The sequence below is a fragment of the Achromobacter ruhlandii genome (assembly GCF_002082135.1).
Taxonomy (GTDB): Bacteria; Pseudomonadota; Gammaproteobacteria; order Burkholderiales; family Burkholderiaceae_B; genus Achromobacter; species Achromobacter ruhlandii.
This window is the reverse complement of the sequence record NZ_CP017433.1, coordinates 2,725,627-2,736,928: the sequence shown is the minus strand read 5'-3', so window position 1 is coordinate 2,736,928 and position 11,302 is coordinate 2,725,627. Positions and strand designations below refer to the sequence as shown.

Sequence of the window (11,302 nt, the reverse complement as noted above, 5' to 3'; positions counted from 1 at the left end):
GCTATCGCGTGACCTTCCTGGCGGGCGCGGTGATCGCGGCCGTGGCGGCGGCGCTGGCCGCCGCGCTGGTGCGCTCGCGCAACCGCGAGCTGGGCGGACGCGGCGACGCGCCGGCCGGCCACTGAGGCGTCGCGGCCGCGCCACGTCTTTTGAATTCTTTACGATTGGCCGTCAAGGCCGGGAGTAATCTGGCGACGCCCCTCCACCGGACAGGAAGCGCCGCCATGACATTCCTTGCCAGCGCCCATCTGCTGCGCGACCGCGACGGCCATGAGGCCCGCGTCACCTTCGTCGAGCTGTTCTTCGACCTGGTGTACGTCTTCGCGGTCACTCAACTATCCCACAGCCTGCTGCACGACCTGACCCTGATGGGCGCGCTGCACACGCTGGTGCTGTGGTTCGCGGTGTGGCTGGGCTGGCAATACACCTGCTGGGTCACCAACTGGTTCGATCCCGACGCGGTGCCGATGCGGCTGATGCTGTTCGCGGTGATGCTGGCCGGGCTGGTGGCGGCGGCGGTGCTGCCGGGCGCCTTTGGCGAAAACGGGCTGATCTTCGCGATCTGCTACGTGCTGATCCAGGTGGGCCGCACCTTGTTCGTGGTGCTGCACCTGGGGCCGTCGCATCCGCTGGCGCCGAATTTCCGCCGCATGCTGGGCTGGCTGTGCATCTCGGCGGTGTTCTGGATCGCCGGCGGATTGGCCTCGGGCGATACGCGGCTGGCGTTGTGGATCGTGGCGGTGGCCGCCGAGTATTTTTCGCCCATGGCCGGCTTCTGGCTGCCCGGCCTGGGCCGCTCCAGCACCCGCGAATGGACCATCGAGGGCGGCCACCTGGCCGAGCGCTGCCAGCTGTTCGTGATCGTGGCGCTGGGCGAGACCCTGCTGATCACCGGCGCCACGCTGGGCGAGCACCCGCACTGGGACATCCCTACCCTGATCGCGCTGCTGGCCGCGTTCCTGGGAACGGCGGCGATGTGGTGGGTGTATTTCGACACCAGCAGCAAGGACGGCAGCGAGGCCATCGCCCACCACGCCGATCCGGGCCGGGTCGGGGCCTACTTCCACTACGTGCATGTGATCCTGATCGCGGGCGTGATCGTCTCGGCGGTGGCCAACGAACTGGTCATCCTGCATCCGGACGGCCGCATCGTCACGGCGGCCGCCGCCGCGCTGCTCGGCGGCCCGGCGCTGTACCTGCTGGGCAACGGCATCTACAAGACAGTGGTGTATGGCCGCTTCCCGCTCTCGCATGTGGCGGGGCTGGTGCTGCTGGCCATCCTGGCGCCGATCGCGTTCGTCACCGACAACCTGATGGTTGGCGGGCTGACGACGTTGATCATGATGCTGGTGGCCGGGTGGGAAAGCGTGTCGCGGCGGCGGATGCGGGTGGCGCACTGACGCGGGCGTCATCCTGGCGTGTCACCGGGCCCAAGCCCGTCCGCGCCTGGCGTGCCGGGCAGGACAAGTCTCGGCAACACGCACGCGCAGCGAGCAGCCCTGCGCGCCCCGATAACGATGGCATCACCCCCGCTTGCCAAACACCGACTTGGGCGCGCGGCCATGGAAGCGGGTGAAGGCCGCGCTGAAATTGGCCGGGTGGCGGTAGCCGACCCGGTACGCCGCCTGCGCCACCTGGCAGCCGGTCTCCAGCAACTCCCAGGCGCGGCGCATGCGCATCTCGGTCAGCAGCCGCATCGGGCTGTTGCCGTACAACGCGCGAAAGCCCTGCTTGAGCTTGAATTCATTCAACCCGGTCGCCAGGCACAGGTATTGCACCGTCAGTTCGCGATCCATCTGTTCGCGCATCAGCGCATGGGCCCGCTCCAGCCGGGCAATGTCGGCCTGGCTGAACCGGCCCGCCGCTGGCGCCGGCGCCAGCGCGCGCAACTGGCGTGACAACAGGGTCAATGCCTTGATGTGGATGTCCAGCGGGTCGCTGGCCCGCGCCAGCTCGGCCGCGACGGCGGCCAGCTCGGCGCTGGTGCGGCCCTGCGCCAGCCGCCGCAAGCCGCCGGCGCCGAACAGCGCCTCGGCCTGGGCATGGCCGGCGTAGCGGCGCAGCGCCGCCTCGCCCACCAGCAGGCGCAGTTGCGAGACGGTGCAGCCGCCCAGGTAGCGGCGCTCGCCCAGGTGACGGCGAAACGCCGTCACCGTGGTCTGGCCGCCGCGGAAATCCAGCTCGGCGCCATCGGCGCCGCGATAGGCGGAGACCCCACCCAGCGCCAGCGTGATGACCAGCGTGCGCCCGCCATGCGCGGCGGCGTTCTCCTCGATCAGGTCGCGCACGGGGGTGTATTGCGAATGCACCAGGGCCAGGCCCTCGCCCAGGTCCAGGCGGTCGGCCACGCACTCGCCCAGGTCCGCCGGCAGCGCCAGCCGCGACCAGCCGGGACGGGCGGCCGGACCGGGTTGGGCGAGCGTGGCGGAGATGCGCAGGGTCATGGTTTCGACGGCGGGTGACGGGTGGCGGGACGGGGCCGGGATGGCCCCGGGACGGAAGCCGGGAATGGGCCCGGGCGCGGATGCGCCGGCATGCATACGAATCCATCCGGTCCGCATATGAATGCTAATGATAGGCGTTCGCATAAGGAAATACCATCTTCGGGACGGGGCCGCGCGTCCGGCCGCCGTGACTGTTTGCACAGGAATCCCGATGAATCGCCCTCTTCCCCACCCTCGCGCCGCCTGGGTTGTGCTGTGGCTTTGCGCCACGCCCGCCGCGCTGGCGCAGACCGCCGCGCAGCCGGCCGACGGTCCGGCCGCGCCTGCCGCACCGCTTTCTTCCGCGTCCCCACCCACGACTTCCGCAGCGCCGACGCCGGGTTCCCCCGCCGCCGCGCAACTGCCCGCCATCACCGTCACCGCCGACAAGCAGGAACGCGCCCTCGAATCCCTGCCCGGCAGCCTGTCGGTGTTCGACGGCGACATGCTCGAAAGCCAGGGCGTCGTCGACCTGGAGGGCCTGCAGCGCATCACGCCCGGCCTGACGTTCCAGCCGTTCGGCCAGGCCGGCGTCAACGCGGCCGTGATGCGCGGCCTGTCGGCCAACTTCTTTTCGTTCTCGACCTCGACCCTGCTGGTGGTGGACGGCGTGCCCACGCTGATGGCGCAGGGCTTCGACGACCAGTTGCTGGACATCGACCGCGTCGAAGTGCTGCGCGGCCCGCAATCGGCGCTCTATGGCCGCAACGCGGAAGCCGGCGTCATCAACGTCCATACCCGCCAGCCGGGCGACAGCCTGCGCAGCAGCGTCTCGACCACCGTGGGCAGCCGCGACCTGCGCATGCTGCGCTTCGACCTGAGCGGGCCGATCGTCGACGACACGCTCTACGCCAGCGTGGCCGGCGCCTGGCGCGGCCAGGACGGCTTCATCGACAACACCTACACCGGCCGGCGCGAGGACGACCGCGAGCTGCGCAACGGCAAGCTGGCGCTGCGCTGGACGCCGTCGGCGCGCACCGACGCCACCTTGCGCTATGCGCAGATCAACTACCGCGACGGCGCCGCGCTGTGGGGCTCGCCCACGGCCTCGCGCGCCGCCGTGGCGTCCGGCACGCCGGGCTGGAACCGGTCCATCGGCCGCAGCGCGTCGCTGTCGCTGCGCCACGACCTGGACGGCGGCCTGCGCCTGACGTCGGTGACGGCCTGGAACGATCTGCGCGACCGCGTGCAGCAGGACACCGATTTCCAGCCCGCCGACCTGCTGCACATCGCCCGCGACCACCATTTCCGCAATCTGTCGCAGGAGCTGCGGCTGGAGGGCGCGCTGGGCCGCGCCCACTGGCTCGCGGGGCTGTACGCCGACGGCGACGACCATGACCTGCGCAACACCCAGAAGATGCCACGCGGCCTGACCGAAAGCGTGGTGCGGCTGCGCGGCCAGTCCGGCGCCGCCTTCACCCACTGGACCGTCCCGCTGGCCGAGCGCTGGACCCTGGAGGCCGGCGCCCGCGTCGAACGCGACGCCGTGCGCTTCACGCCGCAAGGCGACAGCGCGCGACGCGCCGACTGGACCCGCGTCACGCCCAAGCTGGCGCTGCAATACGCCTTCGCGCCGCGCCAGCAGGTCTATGCCTCGGTCGCGGATGGCTTTCGCGCCGGCGGCTACAACGTTTTTTCGCCGGCCGCCGACTACGCCGCCTACCAGCCGGAAACGCTGCGCGCGTACGAGATCGGCGCCAAGGGCTGGCTGCCCGGCAACCGCCTGCGCTACGGCGCCGCGTTCTACGTGATGACGGTCGACAACATGCAGGTGCAGCAGATGCCGCTGCCGGGCCTGGTGTACGTCACCAACGCCGCGTCGGCGCGTTCGATCGGGGCGGAATTCGAGCTCGAATACCTGCTGGGCCAGGGCTGGTCGTTGCAGGCCGGATTGGGCTTGAACCGCACCCGCTTCAGCCACTTCCGCGACGGCGCCAACGACTACAGCGGCAACCAGAACCCGTTCGCGCCGCGCCTGAACGGCCACCTGACCGCGCGCTACGACGCCCCGGCCGGCTGGTACGCGCAGGCCTCGCTCAGCGGCACCGGCCCGGTCTACCTGGACGCCGCCAACCGCTACCGCCGCAACGGCTACGCGCTGGTCAACCTGGCCGCCGGCGTCACCGTTCGACAGGTGGAAATCTCCGCCTACGTCAACAACCTCGCCAACCGCCGCTACGACGCGGTGGGCTACCAGAACGGCATCGTCACCGTCTACAGCCCGCCGCGCGAAGTGGGCCTGCGCCTGACCTGGCGCCTTTGATCGTCAACACAAGGAACACGCCATGCCGACTTCCCCCCTGCCCCTGCAACGCTATTGGGACCTGGCCGCCGCGCCGGTCGAAACCGCCGCGCTCGACGCCGCCCTGGAACTGGACCTGTTCGCGCACCTCGTCGCGCCGGCCAGCGCCGCGCACGTCGCGCAGGCGCTGGCGCTGCGCCCCGCCGCCGCCGAGCACCTGCTGGACCTGCTGTGGAGCCTGCGCCTGCTGCACCGCATCGCCGGCGAGCCGCCGCTCTACCGCTGCGGGGTCACCGCGCGCGACCACTTCGTGGCGGGACGGCCCCACTACTGCGGCGACGCCTGGCGCTACCGGCGCCGCGCGCTGGCGCAGTCCGGCGAGCAGTTGATGCAACGGTTGCGCCAGGATCCCGCCGCAACACCCGCCGCCCCGTCCGAGGCCGGCGCCTGGGCCAACGCCGCGCGCGTGCAGATCGGCCAGGAGCAACGCGCCCTGGCCGTGGCGGCGGCGCGCGAGGCGGTCGCCTGCGTGCCCGGCGCCGACGCGGCGCGCCGCATCCTCGACCTGGGCGGCGGTCCGGGCCTCATCGGCATCGCGCTGGTGCAGGACCGCCCGCAGGCCAGCGGCGTGGTGTTCGACTGGCCCGAGACCGCCGCCGTGGCGCGCGAGAACATCGCCGCCGCCGGGCTGGCGGCGCGCATGGTGGCGGTGGGCGGCGACCTGGCCACGGCCGATATCGGCGCCGGCTACGACCTGATCTGGTGCTCGTCGGTGCTGCATTTCGTGCCCGACGCCGCCGCCACGATCCGCAAGATGCACGACGCCCTTGCACCGGGCGGGCTGCTGGTGATGGCGCATGCCGAGGTCCCGGGCGACGCCGAGGCCGCCGCGCGCGTGCTGCGCTATTACCTGCCGATGCTGCTGCTGGGCCGGCGCGTGACGCGCCAGGGCCAGTTGGCGCAAGCGCTGCGCGCCGCCGGCTTCGCCGACGTGCGCGGTTTCGATTCCGACCGCTTTCCGCTGGCGCCGCTGCATGTGCTGTCGGCGCGCCGGACCGCGCCATGACGCCGCGCCTGCGCCACGGCCTGGCCCAGGCCCTGTTCGGCTGGCTGAACCTGGCGCTGACCGCGCCGGGCGTCTATCTGTGGCTGGGCCTGCCGCTGGTGCTGCGCCAGCACGGCTGGTCCGGCACCGCCCTGGGTCTGTTCCAGCTGGCCAGCCTGCCGACGGTGTTCAAGTTCCTGCTGGCGATGCCGCTGGACCGGCGCGGCGCGGGCCAGTGCGGTTATCGGCGCTGGACGGTGGCGCTGCTGCTGGCCTACGCCGTCGTGCTGCTGGCGCTGGGCTGGCGCGACCTGTTGAACGATGGCGCCACGCTGTTCGCGCTGGCGGCCGCCGCCGCGCTGGCCGGCACCTGGGCCGACGTGCCCGTCAACGCGTTGGCGATCCGCGTGTTGCCGGCGGCCGGCCGCGCCTCGGCGGGCGGCATCCGCTCGATGGCGCTGTGCCTGGGCGCCATCGCCGGCGGCGGCCTGATGCTGCTGGCGCAGGCGCGCTGGGGCTGGCAGGCGCCGTTCCTGATCATGGCGGGCGCGCTGGCGCTGGGCGCGGCGCTGACCTTGCTGCTGCGGGAGAGCATGGATGCCGGGCGAGCCGACGACGGCGCGATCGCCCCGCGCGATGCGCACGTCGACATGGCTTTCGCATCGACGCGGGATGACGCACAGGAGCCACCCTGCGCGCCCTTACCTACCGCCAACGCCTCCTCGACCCCACGCAAGGCCATCGCTTACCTGCGCCTGCCCGCCAGCCGCCGCTGGCTGCCGCTGCTGGCCCTCATGTTCCCTTTCATCGGCGCCGGCTGGTTCTATCTGAAGCCGCTGCTGCTGGACCAGGGGCTGGCGCCGCAACGCGTGGCCTGGCTGGTCGGCGTCGCGGGCGGCGCGATCGGCGCCGTGGCCAGCATCGCGGGCGCGCGGCTGCTCAAGCGCCTGGGCGCAGGCCCCGCGGTGCGGCTGCATGCGGGCGCCGGGGCCGCCGCGTTGCTGGCGTTGACGCTGGCAATCGGCCTGAACGCGGCGCCGGCCGTGCTGGCGGCCTGCGCCATGATGGTGGCGGCGGCCATGGGCGCCACCGCCGCCCTGGCGTTCGGCCTGATGATGTCGCACGCGCGGCCGGGCCTGCAGGCGCTGGACTACGGCATCCAGTCCAGCCTGTTCGCACTGACGCGCATCGCCGCGCCGCTGGCCGCCGGGATCCTGCTCGATGCGGCCGGTCCGGTCGCGATGCTGGCAACGTTGACGACAGGCGCGGCGGCGGTGCTGGCGCTGGCGTGGCGGCGGGCGGCCGCGCTGCCGGGCTAGGGGTTCGCGTTACCGGGTCTCGGTCGCTCGATTCAGAGAAGCGTCGCCCGCGCCGGCCATCGGGCGTCCCGCCGCCGCCCTCAACCGCCCGGCCGGTGCTCGGCCAGCACCGCGCGCATCGACTGCGCCGCGCCCTGCAAGACCGGCACCGCGCGCAGCAAGTCGTCGAGCATCAACCGCGCGGTGGGCGCATGGCACGCCACCGCCGCCACCACGCGGTCCTGCGCGTCGCGCACCGGCACCGCCACCGCGCTCATGCCGCGCACGAACTCCTCGTTGTCGATGCCGATGCCGCGCGTGGCCAGCCGTTCCAGTTCGTCTTCCAGCCGCGCTGGGTCGGTCAGCGTGCGCGGCGTGTTGCGCGTCAGCGGCAGGCGGGCCAGCACGCGGCCGCGTTCCAGCCGGCTCATCGACGCCAGGAACAGCTTGCCGCTGGCGGTGCAATGCATCGGCACATGGCTGCCGACCGCGAAGAACAGGCGCAACGGCTCGGTGGTTTCGACCCGCTCCATGTAGATCACCTGGTCGCCGTCGGGCGCGGTGAGATTGCAGGTCTCGCCCAGCTTGCCGACCAGTTGCGCCAGCACCGCGCGGCAGGCGCGCGTGAAGGCCGAGGCGTGCAGCGTCGACAGCGCCAGCGCGGTGGCCTGCGGCCCCGGCACGAAACCGTTTTCGGTGGGTGTTGCAGCGACGAAACCCGCGCGCTGCATCGACGCCAGCAAACGCATCAGGGTGGACTTGGGCATGTCCAGGCGCTGCGCCAGTTGCGCCAGCGTGGGCGGATGCTGGGCGCGGGCCAGATAGTCCAGCACCAGCAGCGCGCGCAGCGAACGCGAGGCATCCTGCGGCTCGTCGGCGTCGGGCGTCCGCGCCGATGCTGCACTGCGATTTTGAAACCGAAGATCCATGTTCTGTGCCATTTCCCCGTTCCCGCGCTTGCCGCGCTTTCTTTCCCGTGGCGGCTTCCTAGAATCGCCACAGATACGGAACCTTTGCGCGTCGCCGCGCCCCCCTCGCATCAGGCCAGTATATAAGTGCGCGGCGGCGCGGCAAGCAGGGTAAACGCGCCGTCCGGACGAGGGACTCCCCGCGTCACGGCACGGCCAGGCCAAGGAGGAAACAGACATGTCCGATGCCGTGGACTACATCGTGGTGGGGGCCGGTTCCGCCGGCTGCGTGCTGGCGAACCGGCTCAGCGCCAGCGGCCAGCACAGCGTGTGCCTGCTGGAGGCGGGGCCGCCGGACCGCTCGCCCTGGATCCACATCCCCATCGGTTACGGCAAGACCATGTTCCACAAGGTGCTGAACTGGGGCTACTACACCGAGCCCGACCCCAACATGCTGGACCGCCGCATCTACTGGCCGCGCGGCCGCACGCTGGGCGGCTCCAGCGCCATCAACGGCCTGATCTACATCCGCGGCCAGCGCCAGGACTACGATGCCTGGGCCGCCGCCGGCAACCCGGGCTGGCGCTGGGACGACTGCCTGCCCTACTTCCGCAAGCTGGAAAACAACGACCTTGGCGCCGCCGCCACGCGCGGCACCGAGGGGCCGCTGAACGCCACCTCCATCAAGACGCCGCATCCGCTGGTCGAAGGCCTGATCGGCGCCGCCGGCGCGCTCGGCCTGCCGCACGTGCGCGACTTCAATACCGGCGACCAGGAAGGCGTGGGCTACTACCAGCTGACCACCCGCAACGGCCGCCGCTGCTCCACCGCCGTGGCCTACCTGCGCCCGGCGCGCGGCCGCGCCAACCTGCGGGTGGAGACCGGCGCGCATGCCATGGCGATCCTGTTCGAGGGCAGCCGCGCCTGCGGCGTGCGCTACCGTCAGGACGGCCAGGTGCGCACCCTGCGCGCCCGCCGCGAGGTGATCCTGTGCGCCGGCGCGCTGCAATCGCCGCAACTGCTGCAACTGTCGGGTGTGGGGCCGGCCGCGTTGCTGCGGCGCTTCGGCATCGGCGTGGTGCGCGACCTGCCCGGCGTGGGCGAGAACCTGCAGGACCACCTGCAGATCCGCCTCATCTACGAGACGCGCCGCCCCATCACCACCAACGACCAGCTGCGCACCCTGCACGGCCGCGCCGCGATGGGGCTGCAATGGCTGCTGTTCCGCGGCGGCCCGCTGGCGGTGGGCATCAACCAGGGCGGCCTGTTCTGCCGCGTCGATCCGGCCAGCGCCACACCCGACACCCAGTTCCATTTCGCCACGCTGTCGGCCGACATGGCCGGCGGCAAGGTGCATCCGTTCTCGGGCTGCACCTATTCGGTGTGCCAGTTGCGGCCGTCCTCGCGCGGCACGGTGCGGCTGCGCAGCGCCGATCCGTTCGAGGCGCCCGCCATGCAGCCCAACTACCTGTCCACCGAGCTGGACCGCCGCATGACGGTGGCGGCGGTCAAGTACGCGCGCCGGCTGGCCGCCACCGAACCGCTGGCCGGCCTGATGAAGCGCGAATTCCGGCCCGGGCCCGAGGTGCGGAGCGACGACGAGATCCTGCACTTCTGCCGCGAGTACGGCGCGACCATCTTCCACCCGTCGGGCACCGCGAAAATGGGCCCGCGCGAAGACCCCATGGCCGTGGTCGACGAGCGCCTGCGGGTGCACGGCGTGAGCGGACTGCGGGTGGTGGATTGCTCCATCATGCCGACGCTGGTCTCGGGCAACACCAACGTGCCGGTGGTGATGCTGGCCGAGCGCGCGGCCGACTTCATCCTGCAGGACCTGCACGCGGCGCGGCCGCGCGCGCAGGCGCAGCCGGCATTGCAACAGGCGGCATGACATGAACTGACCGCAACCCGCGGAGCGGCGCCGCAGAGCGCCGCCCGCTTCCCCCAAAGGAGACAGGCATGGCCAAGCAGAACGAAACCGCGGTGAGAAAAGTCGTCGCCGCGTCGCTGATCGGCGCCACCATCGAGTGGTACGACTTCTTCCTGTACGGCGTAGTCGCCGGCATCGTGTTCAACCAGCTGTACTTCCCCACCGGCGACCCGCTCATCTCGACCATGCTGGCCTACACCACCTTTGCGGTGGGCTTCATCACCCGGCCGCTGGGCGGGCTGGTGTTCGGCCATTTCGGCGACCGCATCGGCCGAAAGAGCATGCTGGTGATGACGCTGATGATCATGGGCGTGTCGACCTTCCTGATCGGCCTGGTGCCCACCTATGACAGTATCGGCCTGTGGGCGCCGATCCTGCTGCTGCTGTTGCGCGTGTTCCAGGGCATCGGCCTGGGCGGCGAATGGGGCGGCGCGGTGCTGATGGCCTACGAATACGCCCCGCCGGGGAAAAAGGGCTACTACGCCTCGCTGCCGCAGATCGGCCTGGCGATCGGCCTGTGCCTGGCGTCCGGCACGGTGGCGCTGCTGTCGACGCTGCTGACCGACGCGCAGTTCATGGCCTGGGGCTGGCGCCTGGCGTTCCTGGCCTCGGCCGCGATGGTCGGGGTCGGCATGTACATCCGCCTGAACATCAAGGAAACGCCCGAGTTCGCGGCGGTCAAGCGCGACAACGCCGAAAGCCGCATCCCGTTCATGGACATGATCCGCCGCTATCCCGGCAACGTCGCCAAGGGCATGGGCGCGCGTTACATCGACGGCGTGTTCTTCAACGTCTTCGGCGTGTTCTCGATCTCGTACCTGACCCAGACATTGCAGATCACGCGGACCGAGGCGCTGACCGGGGTGATGGCGGCGGCGCTGGTGATGTGCTTCACCATCCCCTACTTCGGCCGGCTGTCCGACCGCATCGGGCGCACGCGGGTGTATTTCTGGGGGTCGCTGATCACGGCAGTGGCCGCCTTCCCCGGCTTCTGGCTGATGCTCAACAGCCAGGGCAGCGTGATGCTGGTGTGGCTGGCCATCATCATTCCGTTCGGCATCTTCTACGCCGCCGTCTACGGGCCCGAGGCCGCGCTGTTCTGCGAGCTGTTCGACGCCAAGGTGCGCTACACCGGCATCTCGTTCGTCTACCAGTTCTCGGGCATCTTCGCCTCGGGCATCACGCCCATCATCGCCACCGCGCTGCTCAAGACCGGCAATGGCCAGCCGTGGCTGATCTGCCTGTACGTGCTGTTCTCGGGCGTGGTCTCGGCGCTGTGCGCATGGCTGATCGGACGCGGCGGGCGCAGCGCGGCGCGCGATGGCGCGGCGCCGCCTGCCGGCGCGAAGCTGCGCAAGGCCTAGGCCCGGCGCGTCGGGCGGCGGCCGGCAGCGGC

Annotated in this window: 8 protein-coding genes; 6 read left to right on the top strand and 2 right to left on the bottom strand. The window is 71.3% G+C overall.

Features of this window, described 5'->3' with window-relative positions; translation table 11 throughout:
- The first annotated feature begins 224 nt into the window (after window positions 1–224).
- Window positions 225–1,400 carry a low temperature requirement protein A gene (locus AruCF_RS12315; RefSeq protein ID WP_063568792.1) on the top strand — a complete coding sequence of 392 codons (1,176 nt, stop codon included), beginning with the start codon at window positions 225–227 and terminating at the stop codon, window positions 1,398–1,400.
- A gap of 123 nt (window positions 1,401–1,523) precedes the next feature.
- Here the strand turns inward: AruCF_RS12315 and AruCF_RS12310 are convergent, their stop codons facing one another.
- Window positions 1,524–2,444: a helix-turn-helix transcriptional regulator gene (locus tag AruCF_RS12310; RefSeq protein WP_083036760.1), complete on the bottom strand. Its 921-nt coding sequence runs from the start codon at window positions 2,442–2,444 to the stop codon at window positions 1,524–1,526.
- 211 nt (window positions 2,445–2,655) lie between these two features.
- On the opposite strand from AruCF_RS12310, the gene AruCF_RS12305 reads away from it, so the two are divergent.
- From AruCF_RS12305 to AruCF_RS12295, 3 genes are read left to right on the top strand one after another with little or no spacing between them, the layout of a single operon-like run.
- Complete coding sequence (locus tag AruCF_RS12305; RefSeq protein WP_083036758.1) at window positions 2,656–4,746, top strand: TonB-dependent receptor; 2,091 nt, start codon at window positions 2,656–2,658, stop codon at window positions 4,744–4,746.
- 22 nt (window positions 4,747–4,768) lie between these two features.
- Window positions 4,769–5,791, top strand: coding sequence for a class I SAM-dependent methyltransferase (locus AruCF_RS12300; protein WP_063568790.1), 1,023 nt, complete (start codon window positions 4,769–4,771; stop codon window positions 5,789–5,791).
- On the top strand, window positions 5,788–7,089 hold the full coding sequence (locus tag AruCF_RS12295; protein ID WP_083036756.1) for an MFS transporter: 1,302 nt from the start codon (window positions 5,788–5,790) through the stop codon (window positions 7,087–7,089). The genes AruCF_RS12300 and AruCF_RS12295 overlap by 4 nt, the downstream gene beginning before the upstream one ends.
- 80 nt (window positions 7,090–7,169) lie before the next feature.
- Here AruCF_RS12295 and AruCF_RS12290 read toward each other — a convergent pair whose 3' ends face one another.
- The gene (locus AruCF_RS12290; RefSeq protein WP_063568788.1) at window positions 7,170–8,009 is read right to left on the bottom strand and encodes an IclR family transcriptional regulator; all 840 of its coding nucleotides are present in this window, start codon (window positions 8,007–8,009) and stop codon (window positions 7,170–7,172) included.
- 205 nt (window positions 8,010–8,214) lie between these two features.
- Between AruCF_RS12290 and AruCF_RS12285 the strand changes: the two genes are divergently transcribed.
- Together AruCF_RS12285 and AruCF_RS12280 are read left to right on the top strand one after the other, a co-directional pair.
- Window positions 8,215–9,867: a GMC family oxidoreductase gene (locus AruCF_RS12285; RefSeq protein WP_083036755.1), complete on the top strand. Its 1,653-nt coding sequence runs from the start codon at window positions 8,215–8,217 to the stop codon at window positions 9,865–9,867.
- 68 nt (window positions 9,868–9,935) lie between these two features.
- The gene (locus AruCF_RS12280) at window positions 9,936–11,270 is read left to right on the top strand and encodes an MFS transporter (protein ID WP_063568786.1); all 1,335 of its coding nucleotides are present in this window, start codon (window positions 9,936–9,938) and stop codon (window positions 11,268–11,270) included.
- Window positions 11,271–11,302: the final 32 nt, after the last annotated feature.

Bases quoted from the DNA above. Each gene is read 5' to 3' on its own strand.
- AruCF_RS12285 (WP_083036755.1), top strand. From the start codon at position 8,215: ATGTCCGATGCCGTGGACTACATCGTGGTGGGGGCCGGTTCCGCCGGC.
- AruCF_RS12295 (WP_083036756.1), top strand. From the start codon at position 5,788: ATGACGCCGCGCCTGCGCCACGGCCTGGCCCAGGCCCTGTTCGGCTGG.
- AruCF_RS12280 (WP_063568786.1), top strand. From the start codon at position 9,936: ATGGCCAAGCAGAACGAAACCGCGGTGAGAAAAGTCGTCGCCGCGTCG.
- AruCF_RS12310 (WP_083036760.1), bottom strand. From the start codon at position 2,444: ATGACCCTGCGCATCTCCGCCACGCTCGCCCAACCCGGTCCGGCCGCC.
- AruCF_RS12290 (WP_063568788.1), bottom strand. From the start codon at position 8,009: ATGGCACAGAACATGGATCTTCGGTTTCAAAATCGCAGTGCAGCATCG.
- AruCF_RS12305 (WP_083036758.1), top strand. From the start codon at position 2,656: ATGAATCGCCCTCTTCCCCACCCTCGCGCCGCCTGGGTTGTGCTGTGG.
- AruCF_RS12315 (WP_063568792.1), top strand. From the start codon at position 225: ATGACATTCCTTGCCAGCGCCCATCTGCTGCGCGACCGCGACGGCCAT.
- AruCF_RS12300 (WP_063568790.1), top strand. From the start codon at position 4,769: ATGCCGACTTCCCCCCTGCCCCTGCAACGCTATTGGGACCTGGCCGCC.